The organism is Aliiroseovarius sp. ABM4_368, from assembly GCF_056161205.1.
Map to the genome: position 1 here is coordinate 208,619 of NZ_JBSWYR010000001.1, position 17,656 is coordinate 226,274.

General features: G+C 58.4%; 18 protein-coding genes. 10 read left to right on the plus strand and 8 right to left on the minus strand.

The features are described 5' to 3' along the window. Positions 1 to 33: 33 nt before the first annotated feature. The 6 genes from scpA (at position 34) to ACXAH3_RS01115 (ending at position 5,476) form a co-directional block, all read left to right on the plus strand. Entirely contained in the window at positions 34 to 2,160 is a 2,127-nt protein-coding gene (scpA, locus tag ACXAH3_RS01090; protein ID WP_474860218.1) for a methylmalonyl-CoA mutase, read from the plus strand. A gap of 125 nt (positions 2,161 to 2,285) precedes the next feature. After that, positions 2,286 to 2,900 carry a VOC family protein gene (locus ACXAH3_RS01095; RefSeq protein ID WP_474860219.1) on the plus strand — a complete coding sequence of 205 codons (615 nt, stop codon included), beginning with the start codon at positions 2,286 to 2,288 and terminating at the stop codon, positions 2,898 to 2,900. Next, complete coding sequence (locus tag ACXAH3_RS01100) at positions 2,864 to 3,373, plus strand: N-acetyltransferase family protein (protein ID WP_474860220.1); 510 nt, start codon at positions 2,864 to 2,866, stop codon at positions 3,371 to 3,373. Before ACXAH3_RS01095 ends, ACXAH3_RS01100 begins: the two co-directional genes overlap by 37 nt. A 31-nt stretch (positions 3,374 to 3,404) precedes the next feature. Further along, the gene (locus ACXAH3_RS01105) at positions 3,405 to 4,085 is read left to right on the plus strand and encodes a TerB family tellurite resistance protein (protein ID WP_474860221.1); all 681 of its coding nucleotides are present in this window, start codon (positions 3,405 to 3,407) and stop codon (positions 4,083 to 4,085) included. A gap of 5 nt (positions 4,086 to 4,090) precedes the next feature. Further along, positions 4,091 to 5,116, plus strand: coding sequence for an endonuclease/exonuclease/phosphatase family protein (locus tag ACXAH3_RS01110; RefSeq protein ID WP_474860222.1), 1,026 nt, complete (start codon positions 4,091 to 4,093; stop codon positions 5,114 to 5,116). 36 nt (positions 5,117 to 5,152) lie between these two features. Next, positions 5,153 to 5,476 (plus strand): hypothetical protein, encoded by a 324-nt coding sequence (locus ACXAH3_RS01115; RefSeq protein ID WP_474860223.1) that lies wholly within the window; start codon positions 5,153 to 5,155, stop codon positions 5,474 to 5,476. Positions 5,477 to 5,488: 12 nt separating this feature from the next. On the opposite strand, the gene ACXAH3_RS01120 is transcribed toward ACXAH3_RS01115, so the two are convergent. The 4 genes from ACXAH3_RS01120 to ACXAH3_RS01135 are packed head-to-tail and all read right to left on the minus strand — an operon-like array spanning position 5,489 to position 11,095. Then, on the minus strand, positions 5,489 to 7,033 hold the full coding sequence (locus tag ACXAH3_RS01120) for a Ppx/GppA family phosphatase (protein WP_474860224.1): 1,545 nt from the start codon (positions 7,031 to 7,033) through the stop codon (positions 5,489 to 5,491). Between the two features lie 50 nt (positions 7,034 to 7,083). Further along, complete coding sequence (locus tag ACXAH3_RS01125) at positions 7,084 to 9,282, minus strand: RNA degradosome polyphosphate kinase (protein WP_474860225.1); 2,199 nt, start codon at positions 9,280 to 9,282, stop codon at positions 7,084 to 7,086. A gap of 41 nt (positions 9,283 to 9,323) precedes the next feature. Then, the gene (locus ACXAH3_RS01130) at positions 9,324 to 10,007 is read right to left on the minus strand and encodes an HdaA/DnaA family protein (protein WP_474860226.1); all 684 of its coding nucleotides are present in this window, start codon (positions 10,005 to 10,007) and stop codon (positions 9,324 to 9,326) included. After that, a complete protein-coding gene (locus ACXAH3_RS01135; protein WP_474860227.1) occupies positions 10,007 to 11,095 on the minus strand; it encodes an AI-2E family transporter in 1,089 nt (362 codons plus the stop codon). The genes ACXAH3_RS01130 and ACXAH3_RS01135 overlap by 1 nt, the downstream gene beginning before the upstream one ends. 179 nt (positions 11,096 to 11,274) lie before the next feature. On the opposite strand from ACXAH3_RS01135, the gene ACXAH3_RS01140 reads away from it, so the two are divergent. From ACXAH3_RS01140 to ACXAH3_RS01155, 4 genes are all read left to right on the plus strand, one after another. Next, positions 11,275 to 11,466 carry a hypothetical protein gene (locus tag ACXAH3_RS01140; RefSeq protein WP_474860228.1) on the plus strand — a complete coding sequence of 64 codons (192 nt, stop codon included), beginning with the start codon at positions 11,275 to 11,277 and terminating at the stop codon, positions 11,464 to 11,466. Positions 11,467 to 11,627: 161 nt separating this feature from the next. Beyond that, positions 11,628 to 12,980 (plus strand): proline--tRNA ligase, encoded by a 1,353-nt coding sequence (gene proS, locus ACXAH3_RS01145; RefSeq protein WP_474860229.1) that lies wholly within the window; start codon positions 11,628 to 11,630, stop codon positions 12,978 to 12,980. A gap of 59 nt (positions 12,981 to 13,039) precedes the next feature. Further along, positions 13,040 to 14,104 (plus strand): SMI1/KNR4 family protein, encoded by a 1,065-nt coding sequence (locus ACXAH3_RS01150; protein WP_474860230.1) that lies wholly within the window; start codon positions 13,040 to 13,042, stop codon positions 14,102 to 14,104. Positions 14,105 to 14,192: 88 nt separating this feature from the next. After that, positions 14,193 to 14,678: a DUF2937 family protein gene (locus tag ACXAH3_RS01155; RefSeq protein WP_474860231.1), complete on the plus strand. Its 486-nt coding sequence runs from the start codon at positions 14,193 to 14,195 to the stop codon at positions 14,676 to 14,678. A gap of 31 nt (positions 14,679 to 14,709) precedes the next feature. Here the strand turns inward: ACXAH3_RS01155 and ACXAH3_RS01160 are convergent, their stop codons facing one another. From ACXAH3_RS01160 to ACXAH3_RS01175, 4 genes are all read right to left on the minus strand, one after another. Beyond that, positions 14,710 to 15,426, minus strand: coding sequence for an outer membrane protein (locus tag ACXAH3_RS01160; RefSeq protein WP_474860232.1), 717 nt, complete (start codon positions 15,424 to 15,426; stop codon positions 14,710 to 14,712). A 229-nt stretch (positions 15,427 to 15,655) separates the two neighbouring features. Then, entirely contained in the window at positions 15,656 to 16,732 is a 1,077-nt protein-coding gene (locus tag ACXAH3_RS01165; protein ID WP_474860233.1) for a 5-(carboxyamino)imidazole ribonucleotide synthase, read from the minus strand. Beyond that, entirely contained in the window at positions 16,725 to 17,213 is a 489-nt protein-coding gene (gene purE, locus ACXAH3_RS01170; RefSeq protein WP_247089805.1) for a 5-(carboxyamino)imidazole ribonucleotide mutase, read from the minus strand. Before purE ends, ACXAH3_RS01165 begins: the two co-directional genes overlap by 8 nt. 76 nt (positions 17,214 to 17,289) lie before the next feature. Then, complete coding sequence (locus tag ACXAH3_RS01175; RefSeq protein WP_474860234.1) at positions 17,290 to 17,508, minus strand: YdcH family protein; 219 nt, start codon at positions 17,506 to 17,508, stop codon at positions 17,290 to 17,292. Positions 17,509 to 17,656 lie beyond the last annotated feature (148 nt).

Here is a 17,656-nt window from a genome sequence, read left to right on the forward strand (position 1 = left end):
CCACGGGCGCGCCAAGACGAAAAGGACGACAAGATGAGCGACACAAAGAACTGGAAGGAACTGGCCGAGAAGGAACTTCGTGGCCGTGCCTTGGATGATCTGACGTGGAACACGCTGGAAGGCATCGACGTCAAACCGCTTTATACAGCGGAAGACACGGCTGATCTGGACCATATGGACACGCTGCCCGGTTTTGGCCCGTTTACCCGTGGTGTAAAGGCTACCATGTATGCGGGGCGTCCTTGGACGATCCGTCAGTATGCGGGCTTTTCAACTGCCGAAGAATCGAACGCATTCTATCGCCGCAACCTGGCTGCCGGTCAGCAGGGTGTCTCGGTCGCGTTCGACCTTGCCACGCACCGGGGCTACGATTCGGATCACCCGCGGGTTGTGGGCGACGTTGGTAAAGCTGGTGTGGCAATTGATAGCGTCGAGGACATGAAGATCCTGTTCGACGGTATTCCGCTCGACAAGGTCTCGGTCTCGATGACCATGAACGGCGCGGTGATCCCGATCCTTGCAAACTTCATCGTCGCAGGCGAAGAGCAGGGGCACGACAAATCGCTGCTGGCCGGGACCATTCAGAACGACATTCTGAAAGAGTTCATGGTGCGTAACACCTATATCTACCCGCCTGAACCGTCGATGAAGATCATCTCGGATATTATCGAGTACACCTCGAACGAGATGCCGAAGTTCAACTCGATCTCGATTTCCGGCTATCACATGCAAGAGGCCGGTGCGAACTTGGTGCAGGAATTGGCCTATACGCTGGCGGATGGTCGCGAATATGTACGCGCCGCGATCGAGGCGGGCATGGATGTCGACAAGTTCGCAGGGCGTCTTAGCTTCTTCTTCGCCATCGGTATGAACTTCTTCATGGAGGCCGCCAAGCTGCGCGCTGCACGTACCCTGTGGCACCGCGTAATGACCGAGTTCGGGGCGAAATCCGAGCGGTCGAAAATGCTGCGTACGCACTGCCAGACCTCGGGCGTATCGTTGCAGGAACAGGATCCCTATAACAACGTGATCCGCACTGCTTACGAAGCGATGTCGGCGGCGCTGGGCGGAACCCAATCGTTGCACACCAACGCGCTGGACGAAGCGATTGCACTGCCCACCGACTTCTCGGCGCGTATTGCACGCAACACCCAGATCATCCTTCAGGAAGAAACCGGAGTGACCAATGTGGTCGATCCTCTGGCAGGTTCTTACTATGTGGAAAGCCTGACCGACGAGCTGATCAATAAAGCTTGGGAGCTGATGGAAGAGGTCGAAAGCATGGGCGGGATGACCAAGGCTGTGGCCTCGGGCATGCCGAAATTGCGGATCGAGGAATCGGCGGCCAAGCGGCAAGCCATGATCGACAAGGGTGACGAGGTCATCGTTGGCGTGAACAAGTACAAGCTGGCAGAAGAAGACGAAATTGAAATCCTCGACGTGGACAACATGGCCGTGCGCGACAGCCAGATTGCCCGCCTTGAAAACATCCGCGCAACCCGCGACGCAGCCGCATGCGAAGCCGCATTGGCCGAACTGACCCGCGTGGCCCGCGAAGGTGGCAACCTTCTTGAGGCTGCCGTTGAAGCCGCCCGCGCCCGCGCATCTGTAGGAGAAATCTCGATGGCAATGGAAGATGAATTCGGCCGTCACCGCGCCGAAGTGAAAACGCTGGCTGGCGTCTATGGCGCGGCCTATGAAGGCGACGAAGGCTTTGCCGCCATTCAGAAATCGGTCGAAGAATTCGCAGACGCCGAAGGCCGTCGCCCGCGTATGCTGGTTGTGAAGATGGGGCAGGACGGTCACGACCGCGGTGCCAAGGTCATCGCAACCGCCTTTGCCGATATTGGGTTTGACGTGGACGTAGGGCCGCTGTTCCAGACCCCCGACGAAGCTGCGCAAGACGCCATCGACAATGACGTGCACATCGTGGGGATTTCCTCGCAGGCTGCTGGTCACAAGACGCTGGCCCCGCAACTGGTGCAGGCATTGAAAGAGCAAGGCGCCGAGGATATCATCGTGATCTGTGGTGGTGTAATTCCACAGCAGGATTATGATTTCCTGTATAAGAATGGTGTAAAAGCCATCTTCGGACCGGGCACCAATATCCCGGAAGCCGCTCAGGACATCCTGAAGCTGGTGCGCGAAACCCGCAGCTAACAGGTCGCACTAAAGTGGGCACCGGTTTTGTGTTCCTTGGGCCTGTGGCGTACATCGAGCGCGAAAAACACTTGAGGGCGGCGGGTTTTCCCGCCACCCTGATCTCAGACCATCAGGGGGACAAAATGGCTCTGGGAGAAGTTGACCATCTTGTGGTGTCCTCCGCGACCCTGTCAGAAGGTGTCGCGTATATCGAGGACCTGCTTGGGGTGCCCATGTCGGAGGGAGGAGACCATCCGCTCATGGGCACCCACAATTCCCTACTTTCCCTTGGCCCATCGACCTATCTGGAAGTGATTGCGGTGAACCCGGCGGCAGACGCGCCCGTGCATGCACGCTGGTTCGATCTCGATTACTTCACCGGCCCCGCTCGGCTGACCAATTGGGCGCTGCGTGTGCCCGATCTGCATCAGGCACTTCAACGCGCGCCGGACGGGTCCGGGGATGAATTGCAGCTGTCGCGTGGCGATCTGCGCTGGGACATGGCGTTTCCTGCGGATGGGCGTTTGCCCTTTTCAGGCTGCGCACCGGGGCTTTTGTCGTGGAAGGGCGACATGCCGATGCTGCGTATGCCCGATCACGGACTGCGGTTGGCCGCGCTTGAAATCACCCATCCAGAAGCCGAGGCTTTGAACGTCGCGCTGCATCCGTTGGTCAGTGACAAGCGCATCTCGCTCCATTCGGGGGCGCCGGGGCTGTCTGCATGGATCGACACGCCGGGCGGTTTGGTGCAGCTGTGATCATCCGTGCGGCCAGACTGACAGACGCGCCTGCCATTCAGGCGCTGTGGAACCATGCCATCCTTGAAACGCTGATCACTTTCAACTCGGTCGCCAAAACGCGGGTCGAGGTTGAAACCGCCATCGAAACCGCGAAATGCATGCTGGTCGCGGAAGAGGCAGGCCACGTGATCGGCTATGCCAGTTTCGACCAGTTCCGCGCAGGCATCGGATATGCCCACACGGCCGAGCACTCGATCATGCTGGCAGCCGAAGCGCGCGGGCGCGGGGCAGGGCGTTTCTTGATGGAGCGGATCGAAACCGAGGCCCGCGCCCAAGGATTCCATTCGATGATTGCGGGCGTGTCTGGTTCAAACCTGATGGGAGAGCCGTTTCACGCGGCCCTTGGATATAAGAAAGTCGGAGTGATCCCGCAGGCCGGGCGAAAGCACGACCAGTGGCATGATCTTGTCTTGATGCAAAAATTCCTGTGACCCGCCGACGAAAGCCGCTAACACTGCGCCCATGTCGATCTGGTCCCGCATATCCGACGCGCTGTCCGCGCTTGCCAAGGGCGAAAGTCTGTCTGAGGTGTTCTCGCATCTGCGCACGCCGCCCGAACGCTCGGCCGGTTTTGCCATTGCGGTGATCGCGCTTGGGGCCAAAATGGCGAAGGCCGACGGGCAGGTGACACGCGACGAGGTGTCTGCCTTTCGCGAGGTTTTCACCATCCCGCAATCGGAAGAAAAGAACGCAGCGCGCCTGTTCAATCTGGCCCGTACCGACGTTGCCGGGTTCGAGCTTTATGCCCAACGAGTCGCAGCAATGTTTGGCCCTGACGATCCCGCCCTATGCGATCTGATGGAGGGTCTTTTCCACATCGCGCTGGCCGATGGCGAATACCACCCCGGCGAAAATGCCTTTCTGGAAGAGGTCGCACGTATCTTCGGAATGCCCGAGAAACGCTTTTCGGCCCTGCGCTCGCGCATGGTGCCAGACGAACACCCCGACCCTTATCAGGTGCTTGGTGTGACCCACGACACGCCAATGGACGAGATCCGCAAGGTCTGGCGAAACGAGGTGCGCGAAAGCCATCCCGACCGGATGATTGCCCGTGGTGTCCCGGAAGAAGCCATTAAGCTTGCCGAAAAGCGCCTAATCGCCGTCAACCGCGCGTGGGACGAGATCAACGCGGGGCAAGGATAGGGTTTATGCGGATCGCGACCTATAATGTCGAATGGTTCAACAGCCTGTTTGACGATGACGGCAAGGCCATGGTCGATAATGGATGGTCCGGTCGCCAAGACGTGACCCGTGCTGCGCAATGGAAGGCCGTGGGTAAGGTGTTTCAAGCGCTGGACGCCGACGCCGTGATGATCATCGAAGCGCCCGACCAGAACCGCAAACGCGACACCATTCCTGCGCTCGAATATTTTGCCGATGCCTTCAAACTGCGTGCACGCAAAGCCATGATCGGATTTGCCAATGACACGCAGCAGGAAATTGCGCTGCTATACGATCCCGATGTGGTCAGCGCGCGGCATGACCCCTTAGGTGCGGCCGATATGGAAGACGCCTATGCCGCGCCGAGGTTTGACAGCAGCTTTCAACTGGACCTGAACACGGATTCGGCGCTGGATACTGTGGTTTTCTCGAAGCCCCCGCTTGAGGTTGCGCTGACCCATCGTGAAAGCGGTAAGAACCTTCGTTTGATCGGTGTTCACGCCAAGTCGAAAGCCCCCCACGGCGCACGCGGTGCGGCCGAGGTCATGCGCGTCGCGATCGAGAACCGCCGCAAGCAAATGGCGCAGTGCATCTGGATCCGTCGACGGGTGGACGAGCATCTGGACGTGGGCGACCCCTTGATCGTTTTAGGCGATTTCAATGACGGTCCGGGGTTGGACGAATACGAAAAGCTGTTTGGTCGCTCGGGCGTCGAAATTGTGCTGGGCGAAGGCGATGCGACCTGTATGTTTGACCCCCATGCACGCATGGCTTTGACACAGCGTACGGGCGCGAGGCCAACAACCTCTCGTTTCTATATAGCTAGGGAAAAGAGGTACTTACAGGCGCTTCTGGATTACGTCATGGTGTCACCCGACTTGATGGTGACCAAGCCGAAATGGCGTATATGGCATCCGTTCGATGATCCTGCTTGCTATCACGACGACGCCATGCGCGATGCGCTTTTGACTGCGTCAGACCATTTCCCGGTGTCGGTCGACCTGTCGCTTTGATCTTCACATCAGGCAGCGAAGGCCTACATTTACCTTATGAAACATATTGCGACATCCACCGCCCTTGCCCTGCTTCTTGCAACCGGACCCGCGTTTGCGCAGGAGGAAACGACGCCGGATAATCCCGAGCTTTCCGAAGGGGCTGAGCTTCTAAATCGCGGCTTTCAGTTGCTTTTGGAAGGGCTTGCGAACGAGATCGAGCCAATGGCCGAGGAATGGTCAGAAGGCTGGGCTGATTTGGTCGAGAAGTTTGGCGACATGCAAGTCTATCACCCGCCCGAAGTGCTGCCGAACGGAGACATCATTATCCGCCGCCGCACCCCGTTGGACCCGCCTGCGTCGGGTGAAACGGATATTTAAAGCGTTTCGGATTTAGCCGCGTTTTTTCTTTACAATCGGCTCAGCGTCCAGCGCATCGGCCAGTGTTTGAAAGCGTGCTTCGGCGACCTCGCCAAACAGTCCTTCGGCTTCTTTTTTCAGATACAGCACCAATTCGCGTTTCTTCGGGAACCAGCGCAGTTCGGCCATGCGTGTCGGATCCTCGACCGAGAACATGGCCCCAAACCGCATGGCTTTGCCCAGCACTTCGGCGCGCGCCAGCATCTTGTCGGACAGGATGTTGAATAGCGGTTCAAACCGCGATCCGTCACGGCTGTTCTTATAGCGATGCAGCAGCGCCAGCCCCATGAATACACGCTGTTCGTGGGTCAACCCGCCCAGATTGGCGCGGGTGGCGTTGTCGAAACAGACCTCGTGCCTGTAATCGGGGTGGGCGCGCCAAGTGACGTCATGCAAAAGGCAAGCGGCGCGGATGATGCGCAGATCTTCAGGTTTCAGCGATTTGTAAAGCGGCGTCAGAAAACGGAACAACGCTTTGCCGAAGCCCGGATTGCGGGCGTCTTTGTTTTCTGCGTGGTAACAGGCCTCGATCAACGGATCGCGTTTGCGCAGCCGGCCGGGCATCTGTTCGTAAAGCAGGCCCTCGCGGATCCCATAGGAACTGACGGCGATTTCTTTCGGGCGAAAGACACGCATAAGGCGTTTCAGCACCTGCGCGGCGATGGGCACTAAAGCCATCCGGGCCGAGGACGTCCCAGTGCGTTGGCGCACCTCGTCCAGATCGACCTGTTCAATCCACTTCAAGGTCCTGGCCAGTGATTTCGGCGTCATCCGGTATTCGTGCAGAACGGTCAGGGGATAGCCACGCCGTTCCATGTCCAATCGCGCAATTGCGCGCCATGACCCGCCCACCAGAAACAGGCGCTTGTGATCAGTGCCCATTTCGTCGGCCAATTGATCCACGACGCGGGCGATTTCAGTCTTAAGTCCCTTCTTACCGCCGGGCACGCCCGCCAGCTTCAATGGGCCAAGGGGCGAGGTGACACGCTTGCCGACCTCTCCGTCCTGAATATGCGCCAGTTCCAGTGACGAGCCGCCGATGTCACACATCAGCCCCTGTGCTTCGGGCCAGCCCAGCAATACGCCTTGCGCCGACAGGCGGGCTTCTTCCTCGCCATCGATGACGTAAAGTTCCAGCCCGGTTTCACGCAGCACTTGCTCGCGGAAGTCCGGCCCGTCCTCAGCGTCGCGCACGGCGGCGGTGGCCACGGCTGATAGTGGGCCAAGATCCATTCCATCCGCCAATCGCTGAAAGCGTTTGATCGCGGCCAAGGCGCGGGTACGGCCTTCGGGGTGCAGGCGGCCGGTCTCAGAAATGCCGCGGCCCAACCCGCACAGGATTTTTTCGTTGAAGAAATAGGCGGGTGAGCGGGCCGCCCCGTCAAACACCACCAAGCGGACCGAGTTCGATCCCACATCCACCACGCCAACGCGGCTAAGCCGGCGGGCCGAGGGGTCGTCAAACAGTGGTCGTCCAAACGGGCCCCAATCGTCCCCGGTTTCGCCACGTCCGTCCATAGAATCCCCCTGTTTCCGTGCGGATACCTTAACGGTGCGTCTGGCGTTACTCAATCTTGCGAATGCGTTAGTTCCGGTACATCTGATGCCCCCGCCGATCCACGCCCTGACAGAGACGAGTTTTCCATGAAAAACCGGTGGCAATTGAACGGACGGTCGATCGCCTCAAGGTCGGCGCGGGTGAACTTTCCATCTGGCCCCATCACCCAGCTTTGGGCCACATCTGCAAGGTTTGCGGCCATGACCTGACTGACGATCTGGGCCTTTACGGTGGCGTTCTTGATCTCGACCAGCGTTTCCACGCGGCGGTTCAGGTTGCGGCCCATCCAGTCGGCGGACGACATATAGACCCGCGCTTTTTTGGATGGCAGCCCGTGCCCATTTCCAAAGCAGACGATGCGCGAGTGTTCAAGGAAACGACCCACGATTGACTTCACTCGGATGTTTTCCGAAAGGCCTTCGATGCCCGGACGCAGCCCGCAGATGCCACGCACCACAAGGCTGATTTTAACGCCAGCTTGGCTGGCGTCATACAGGGCGTCGATCACGTCGGGTTCGACCAAAGAGTTCATCTTGGCCCAGATCTGCGCGGGCTTTCCGGCCTTGGCAAACTCGGCTTCGGCCTTGATGCGTTTGATAAGGGTCGACTTCAAGTCCAGCGGCGAAATCGCAAGGTTCTCAAGGCTTTGTGGTTCAGCATAGCCCGACAAATAGTTGAAGACCCGCGTGGCATCTCGCCCCAGCGCGGTGTCGCAGGTGAACAGGCTGAGGTCGGTATAAATCCGCGCTGTAATGGGGTGATAGTTCCCCGTGCCATAGTGGGTATAGGTGACCAGCTCGTCCCCTTCGCGCCGCACCACGGTCGAGATCTTTGCGTGGGTTTTATAGTTGATAAAACCATAGGTGACGTGCGCACCCGCTCGTTCTAACCGACGCGACTGGCGGATGTTGGCGGCCTCGTCAAAGCGGGCTTTCAGCTCGACCAGCGCGGTGACGGATTTGCCATCCTCGGCGGCCTCGCACAGCGCTTTTACGATCGGGCTGTCGTGGGACGTCCGGTAAAGCGTTTGCTTGATTGCCACCACGTTCGGGTCGCGCGCGGCTTGATGCAGGAAGCGCACCACCATGTCGAAGGTTTCATATGGGTGGTGCAGCAGCATGTCCTTTTGGCGGATCGCCGCGAACATGTCGCCCTCGTGGTCCTGTACTCGTTCAGGGACGCGGGGCGTGAAGCTGGGCCACAGAAGGTCAGGGCGCTGCTTAAGAACCAGTTCGTTCAGATCGGCCATCCCGATCATGCCGTTCGCTTCGACGATTTCTTTGCTTGAAATGCGCAGCTCGCGTTTGATCATGGACAGCAGAACGGGCGGGGCTCCCGCAGTGATCTTCAGGCGAACAACCTCGCCCCGGCGCCGGCGCTTCAGGGCGGTTTCGAATTCGCGCACCAAATCCTCGGCTTCGTCTTCAACTTCCAAATCGCTGTCGCGAAGGATGCGGAAGGCGCAGTGGCCTTTTTCCACATAACCGGGGAAAAGCTGCCCCAGATGTTCCAGCAGCAGATCTTCCAACGGTAGGAAGCGGAACTGGCCGTCTTCGGCGGGCAGAGCGACGAAGCGGTCGATCTGATGCGGGATCGGCAAAAGCGCTTTCAGCTTTTGCTTGTCCTTGGTGCGCTCGAGTTGCAATGCCAGTGAAAAGCCAGTGTTCGGGATAAACGGGAACGGGTGGGCTGGGTCGATGGCCAGGGGCGACAGAACTGGGAAAACCTGTGTCAGAAAGACGTGTTCTAGATGGGCGCGGTCCGCAGCGGTCAGGTCATCGCGGCGGGCGATGATGATGCCTTCGGTCTGCATGTCACCTGACAGCGTTTCAAACACGTTTTGCTGACGTGCCATCAGCGCGCGGGCGTCGGCGTCGATCAAGGCCAATTGCTCGGTCGGGGATAGTCCATCAGCGGCAGGGGTTGTCACACCCTCGCGCACCAACTCGCGCAGACCGGCGACGCGGACGGTGTAAAATTCGTCGAGGTTCGCCGCCGAGATTGACAGAAACCGCAGCCGCTCCAGCAGGGGAACGCGGCTATTTTCGGCTTCTTCCAGCACGCGCCAGTTGAATCCCAGCCAGCTGAGTTCGCGGTTGAAGAACCGTTTCGATCCGGCAAAATCATCTACAGGCAGCGTGGTTGCGGGCGGGAAATCGGCGGACAGGAAGTCGGCAACGGGCAGTTCGGGTGTCTTGGGTGTATTCATAACGGCACTCTGTCGCAGGAAAGTGTGACGGGAAGGTGACGTTATGCCCTGTTTTCAGGGGATTTGTCCAGAACGCGTGATGCCAGCGTGCGGGTCAGGGCACGGCCTTCCGATAGCGCGGCTTGATCGAGGACCGATACCAGACGCGCGGCTTCCGCGAGCGAGCGTTCCATCCGCGGCAGCAGATAGTCGATAAGGTTGGCAGGCACGGCGATCTGGCGGTCGTGGAACAGTTTGACCAACACGGCAGACAATAGCATGTCGTCGGGCGGATCCAGACGGGTCAGAGTCGTGCCCTCCATCCGGCTGCGTAGGTCGGGTAGGGTCAGCCCCCAACGCGACGGGGCAGAACGTGCGGTGATCAGAAGCGCGCCACCTTCGGCCAGCACCAGATTGTGCAGGTGAAAAAGAGCGTTCTCGGCATCGGTATTCCCAGCGATCTGATCAGCGTCTTCAAGGGCAACGGATTGGCCTGCCAAAGCTTCGATCTGCATGTCGGGCAGGGCGTTTGCGGCTATGATCTTCGCCCCTGACAGGCCTGCCCAAACATGGGTCAGGTGGGTCTTTCCAGTGCCCTCGTCCCCGGCCAGAACCAGCTTGCGATTGGGCCAGTTCTGCCAGCCCTCAATCGTCGCCATGGCGTTGGCATTCGAAGGCGTTACAAGAAAATCATCCAGCCCCTGCGCAGGATGCGCGGGCAGGTCAAAAGTCAGTTGTTCAGGCATTAGTCTGCTACGTCCTCGTCCAGCACTGCCTGTTGCCCGGCAACGCCTTGGTAAAGTCGTCCAGTCTGGTATTTGGCAAGGAAGAAGCGCGTCACAACGCCGATAACGGCGGCAACCGGGACGGCGACCAGCATCCCAACGAAACCGAAGAGCGAGCCAAACACCGAAAGCGCGAACATCAGCCAAACCGGGTGCAGCCCGACCGAACTCCCCACCAGTTTCGGTGTCAGAATATTGCCTTCGAAAAATTGGCCCAAAACGAAGATCACAGCGACGGCGCCAAGGCTCCACCATTCACCCCAGAATTGGAACAGCCCAAGCCCGATGGCCAGCGCTCCGCCGACCAGCGCGCCGACATAGGGGATGAAGGTGATCAGACCAGCGATGAAGCCCACCACAAGGCCGAAGTTCAGACCCACCAGCATCAGGGCCACGGCGTAATAGGTCCCCAGCACGATACAGACCGAGCCCTGACCGCGAATGAAGCTGGCCAAGGTGCGGTCGATGTCACCGGCGATTTGGCGAATGGCGGGGCGGTGATCCAATGGCAGCAGGCTGTCGACCCGTTCAACCATATGGTCCCAATCCAGCAGCAGATAGAAAGCCACAACCGGCGTGACCACCAGTAAGATGACGATGTTGATGACGCTCATTGCAGAAGACAGAAGCGTTCCAACCAGCTCGCCCCCGCGCTCCTGAATGGTTTGCCCAAGGCTTTCCAGCGACTGCCGCATGGTCGAGTTTTGGTCCATCAGCGACGGGAATGTCTCGGTTAAAAACGCCTGAAGCTCGCGCAGAAGATCTGGGGCGGCATTGGCCAGCGCGACAGCCTGCGACACAAGGGTCGGGATAACCAGAAGGAAGCCCAAGATCACCACCAAAACCGCAATAAGCGAGATGACCACCGTAGCCAGAACACGGGACATACCGGCCTTTTCCAGTCGGTCCGCCACCGGATCCAAGAAATAGGCAATCGCGCCGCCAAGGATGAAGGGCATGATCACATCGCCAAGAAACCACAAGGCAAGGGCCAAAATGGCAATGACGATCGACCAGTACTTGGCCTGAGTCTGAACGGGAAGCGGCATATGGGCTCCGGCAAATGAACTTATCCTTATGTCGCCCAAGCCACCGGGCTTTTCAAGGGGAGTGCGGGATATCGAGCAATGTGTATCGGCAGGAAATCGCGCCAGATTTTCGTTTCCGCTTGCGCATTGCCAGCGGGTCAGGGTCAAATAGATGTCGTCAGACCGTGAAAGGACGCCCCATGACCAAAACCGCGCTTGCAGCCATCGCCATGACTCTGCTGCTTACCGCCTGCGAGGGGCATCAGTACGAACCGAAGCAGCCGGGTGTCACCGTATCGGGTGAAACCGGGTTTGGTGTGGTTTATAAAGACGGTGAAACCAAGCCACATTCCGACACCAAGATATCGATCAGTGTCGGCGGGTCGATTTGATCCTAGGGCTTGCCCCCGCATGTCGTTACCCGAAACGTCCCTAACAGCCCACAAACTGCGCTGACCGGGACTTGTCTGGCGAACTGAGTGCATCAAGCCGATTGCCCCCGCGCCTCCTTTGTCATAAGTCGAAACAAAGCTTATGACACAAAGGACCCGAGATGCGCCTGACCCGCTATTTCCTTCCCGTCTTGAAAGAAACTCCGGCAGACGCCCAGATCGTCAGCCACCGTTACATGCTGCGCGCCGGTATGATCAAACAGCAAGCCGCCGGGATTTATACGTGGCTGCCGCTGGGCTTCAAAGTCCTGCGCAAGATCGAAAACATCGTGCACGAGGAACAGATCCGCGCGGGTCACATCCCGATGCAAATGGCAACGATCCAGCCCGCCGATCTGTGGCGCGAAAGCGGCCGCTATGACGATTACGGCGAAGAAATGCTGCGCATTGAAGACCGTCACGGTCGCGACATGCTGTATGGTCCCACCAATGAAGAGGTCATAACCGACGTCTTCCGCTCGAACGTGTCGAGCTATAAGGACCTGCCGCTGACCCTTTATCAGATCCAGTGGAAATTCCGCGATGAAATCCGCCCGCGTTTCGGCGTGATGCGGGGGCGCGAGTTCTATATGAAGGACGGCTACAATTTCGACCTGACCAAGGAAGACGCGCTGCACGCCTATAACCGCCATTTGGTAAGCTATCTGCGCACGTATGAGCGTATGGGCCTGCAAGCCATTCCGATGCGTGCCGACGGTGGCCCGATTGGTGGCGATTATACACACGAGTTCCTTGTGCTGGCTGAAACCGGAGAAAGCGAAGTCTTCTATGACAGCGCAGTCACGGATCTGACCTTTGGTGATCGTGAGATTGACTATGATGATGTGGCGCAATGTCAGGGCGTGTTAGAGGAGTTCACCTCGAAGTACGCGCGTACAGACGAGACCCATGACGAGGCCATCTTCAACGAGGTTCCGGAAGATCGCCGCCGGGTTGCTCGTGGCATCGAGGTCGGCCAGATCTTCTATTTCGGCACCAAGTATTCCGAGGCCATGAACGCCAAGGTGATCGACAGCGAGCAGAAGCAAGTGCCGGTCCATATGGGATCGCACGGGATCGGCGTAAGCCGTCTGTTGGGTGCGATCATCGAAGCCAGCCATGATGACAACGGCATCATCTGGCCCGAAGGCGTGACCCCTTTCCACTGTGGCATCGTTAACCTGAAACAAGGGGACGAGGCCGCCGATGATGCGTGTGAAGCGCTTTACAAGGCGCTGACCAATGCAGGGCTCGAACCGCTATATGACGACCGCAAGGAACGTGCTGGCGGCAAGTTCGCCACCATGGACCTGATCGGTCTTCCGTGGCGCATCACTGTGGGGCCGCGCGGCCTGAAAAACGGTGTGGTCGAAGTGACCAGCCGCCGCACCGGCGAAAGCGAAGAAATGACGCCCGAGGCAGCGGTGGCCAAGATCATTCAGATCTACGAGCCGCACCGCGTGACCGGTCTGTAAGTCTAAAGCCCCCGCTTGGTCGGGGGTTTTTTTTATGAGTCTCCGTAGGAAGCCATTGCATGTCCGCACTCAAATTCACCGCGAAAACCATGTCCTTACCTGCCCGCGCCCTGATGGCGCTGGTCATATTGGGCTTCCCTCTGACACTCGGTTATTTGGCGCGCTCTTTTTGGGTGGTGCCGCTGATGGTCCCTGCTTTCGTGCTGGCCGACTATTTCGGAAAGCGTCGCACATTCGGTGACAGTTTGCGGGGAAAGGGGTTGGTGAAGTTTGTTGCCTCGGGGCTGATCGCGCAGCTTTTGGTGGTCGCGGTTCTGTTTTTGATTGGACGCGGTGTCGGCGCGATCTTCGGGGGCTATTCAGCCGCCCCGTTCGAGGCTTGGGATCAGCGCATGGTGGCAATCCTTTACGGTGCGACCGTCTTGTCTGGGCTGGTGGTCAACTGGTCCGAGCGGGGTAAGATGAGCTTGAACGACGCGGTTGACGAAACCTTCGGTGATCTAAAGGCCGAGATGGCGAAGATAGGGGTGAACCTGCCCGATCTTGACGATCCTAAAGACGCCGTGGTCATCACGCCCGAGAACTTCTTCTCGGGCCATCACTATTCGCATTACGACCACCTCTATGATGACACACGCCAGAAAACGTTGCGCGAAGACGATGCGTTTTTGACCGAAGAGCGATTGACGCAGGAAGAGGCTCGGCTTGGCGTGCGTTTCCCCGACGGGCTGCGCAAGCTCTATCTTCTTCAAAATGGGGGCAGCGTTCAGGATGTCTTTTCCGGTGACGCGGCAGATCCCTTTGAAGAAGATACCATGCCGTTCTCGGGTTATAGCGACCTGAACCCGATCGAGATGGTTCGGACGGTTCATGACTCGGTGTTGGACTATGCCTATGAAGACGACCTTGATCAGTTCCCGAAAGGTGGGAAATATTTGATCATTTTGGCGCAATGGTATCGCGAGACGCTATTTTTGGACTATCGCGACGGCGGCGAGCCCCGTGTGGGCTTCGTGGACTTTGACAAGGTTGGGGACCACAGCCAGGAAGATTGGCTTGGCTATGCGATCACATGGCCCGACTTTGACAGCTTCTTCGCAACCCTTTACCGGTGGGAGCAGTAAGACGCCGTGAAACGCGACACTGGATCCTTCCCCTTGACCCCGGCAGCCGGGGCGGGGAAGCTGAGGAAAAACGAGCAGGGCTGAAAACATGTTCCGAACATTGGCTATGATAGGCGGGATTGCGGGCGCTGTGGCGCTAAGCCAATTTCCCGAGTTCTCGCAGCAATATATGCAGCGGCTGTCCGGTGCGCGAACCGAGCTGAAGGTGATCACTGCGGGCTTTGATCTAACCGCAAGCGCTGCGGGCTATTCCCGCGACGAGGCGCTTGAAAAGATGGGCGGATCGGATTTCCAGAACGATTTGCGTGATCAGATGCAAGACAACTTTGACCGCTATGATCGGCTGGACGCGTCCTATGCTGCGCTAAAGGGGACCGAGCCCCTGATGCGCCTGACAAAGCTTTGGCATTTCCGCGATACGGATCTGGTTCAGCGCACATGGAACGAATACCGCCCGGCGATCCCGGTGACCGCCGATGGTATTCTTTGTGCTGGGATCGGTTATGTGGGGGGCTGGCTGATCGTATCCCTGCTGTTGGGCGCATTCATGCGCCCCTTCCGCAGGATGGCCTAGCGGCGGCCCGGTCAGACAAACGCCACGTGGCTTAGAAGTTGTAGTTCAAGCCCAGTTTTATGGTGTGGAACAGTGGCGTTGCTTTCGTGGTGTTGCCAGATCCATCCGTCAACTGGTCCGAGCCGAAATTCATGTACTCGTACTCGCCCGTCAGCGTCCATTGATCCGAGATCGGACGCTCAAATCCTACACCAAGGATATAGCCGTTGGTCGCATAGGTTTCGTCAAAGGATACGGGGCCGTTTCCGCCAGTCCCGGTAATGGCATAGTCAATCTCGGCGCGGGTAACCCCAATGATGCCATAGACATAGGAATCAAAGACCTGCAAAACCGACCCAGCTTTCATCCGAAGGGACAGCGCGTGGTTCAGTTTGGTCGAGGCCTGATAAGATCCGCGGGTAAAGGAATCTTCAACATTACCGCCTTCAAAGGCGATTTCGCTGCCCATGACCAGATCGCCAAACTGCCAGCGATAGCCTGCGCGCAGGGATCCGTTCCATCCTTCAAGGTCGAGGTTGCCAAGGCTGAAAGCGCTGCCTGCGCTGGGCACAACGCCGATGCGGTCGCCGCCACCGAAATTATAGCCCACTGTCGCGCCGATATAGGTGCCTTGCCAGGGGGTCAGATCCTCGTACATGACGGGCTCAACGTAAGCATCCGAGATCGGATCGTTCAACGATCCGGCATTTGCAAGCGTAGGCAAGCAAAGAACGGAAACGGCGGTTAGAAAGCTGGAAGGTTTCATCATAGGAGCACTCGTGATCAATCGTAGAAGTTTGTTGGCGCATGTTTATCTGCGAAACCTTAAGCTTGGAACTTGTTTTTTGCCATGCGCGCTATGACGCAGGGGAATGGTAGCCTGCGTGTTTCGTTGCAAATGCAGACAAATATCAAAGATTGCACAGCGGGGAGGTCGCAAAAATGAAAACCGCCCGCACAGATTTGGCGGGCGGCGCTTCTGAAATGTCGCAAGATCTCTAGCTTTGACGCGGCGTGATGCGGTTCACATGTCCCATTTTTCGTCCGGGCTTGACCTCGGCCTTGCCATAGAGGTGCAGCGATGCATTGCCTTCGCGCGCAATCTCGGGGACGCGGTCCATGTCATCGCCGATCAGGTTCTCCATCACCACATCCGCATAGCGCGACCCGTCGCCCAAGGGCCAACCTGCCACGGCGCGAATGTGCTGTTCGAACTGGTCGATGGTGCAGCCCTGTTGGGTCCAGTGACCCGAGTTATGCACACGCGGAGCGATTTCGTTCACGATCAGACCCTCAGTCGTGACGAACAGCTCGACCCCCATTACGCCCACATAATCCAGCGCGTTCAAGATGTTGGCGGCCAGCAGCACCGCGTCCATCCGGTGCGAGGCGGTCAGGTTAGCGGGCACCGTCGTGGTGTCCAGAATGCCGTCCTTGTGGACGTTTTCACCGGGGTCAAAACAGGCGACGTCGCCGCCTGTTCCACGCGCGGCGATCACGCTGACCTCGTGGCTGAAGTTCACGAAACCTTCCAGCACAGCTGGGGCGCCTTGCATGTCGGCCAATGCGGCCTCGGCATCTGCGTCCGACTTCAACCGTGCCTGTCCTTTGCCGTCGTAACCAAAGCGGCGGGTTTTAAGGATCGAAGGTGTGCCGATCTGCGTGACTGCAGAGGCCATATCCTCGGCGCTTTCGACATTCGCGTAGGGCGCTACCTTCAGACCCAATCCGGACAGGAAGTCCTTTTCGGTCAGACGGTCTTGGCTGACGCGCAGCGCCTCGCGTCCCGGACGGATCGGCTTGTGCGCTTCCAGCGCATCCAGCGCGGTTGTGGGAATGTTTTCAAACTCATAGGTGATGACATCGACGGAAGCGGCAAACGCCTCGAGCGCGGTAATGTCGTCATAACCCGCCGTGGTCACGCGGTCTGCCACCTGACCGGCAGGCGGGTTCGCGCCCGGTTCAAAGATATGTGTCTTGAAGCCCAAGCGGCTTGCCGCAACCGACAGCATTCGGCCCAGCTGGCCACCGCCCAGAATACCAATCGTAGCACCCGTTTCCAGAATATCAGTCATCGCTTGGTTCATCCGGGATCGAGGCCGACAGCGCGTCGCGCCACGCGTCCAGCCGGGTTGCAAGATCTGCGTCCGATACGGCCAGAATGCCCGCCGCCATCAGACCTGCATTTGCTGCCCCTGCTGCGCCAATCGCCATGGTGGCGACTGGAAAGCCCTTGGGCATCTGAACAATGGAATACAGGCTGTCGACACCCGACAGGGCACGCGTTTGCACGGGTACACCAACAACAGGTACACGGGTTTTCGAGGCCATCATGCCGGGCAGGTGTGCAGCCCCGCCTGCGCCCGCGATGATCACATGCAACCCGCGATCAGCAGCCGTCTTGCCATAGTCCCATAAACGATCAGGCGTGCGGTGCGCCGAGACGATCTTGGTCTCGTAAGCGATGCCCAGCTCGTCCAAAACAGTGGCGGCTTCTTTCATCGTGGGCCAGTCCGATTGGCTGCCCATAATGATCCCGACTTTCACGTCCGTCATGTGTCCCTCGCATCTCTTGCGTCAGTTGGCGTTTCCATACAGGCTTCACGCCCCTTGATGCAATGCTGCGTTGCAGTCAGGCGATGATATCCGGGGTCAATTGATCCTCGATCCGGGCAATTTTGTCCTTCAGGGCCAGCTTTTGCTTCTTTAGGCGACGCAGGCGCAACTGATCCGCCCGCCCACTTTCCTCAAGCGCGTGGATGGCTTCGTCCAGATCCCGGTGTTCGGCGCGGAAGACCTCGAGCTCTACGCGGAGCACGTCGTCGGTCTTCATTTCTTTGGCATTGCTCATTTTCGAGTCGTTTTGGTGAGTGGTCGCCCGACCATAACGCTAGCCGGGGCCAATCTCCAAGTAAAAGCCGCCTTGCAACCGATTGTCGGCACACCCATATTCAAGATGTGGTCGCCTGCGGGGGCCATCTGTAACGTGTCGCTTCTTC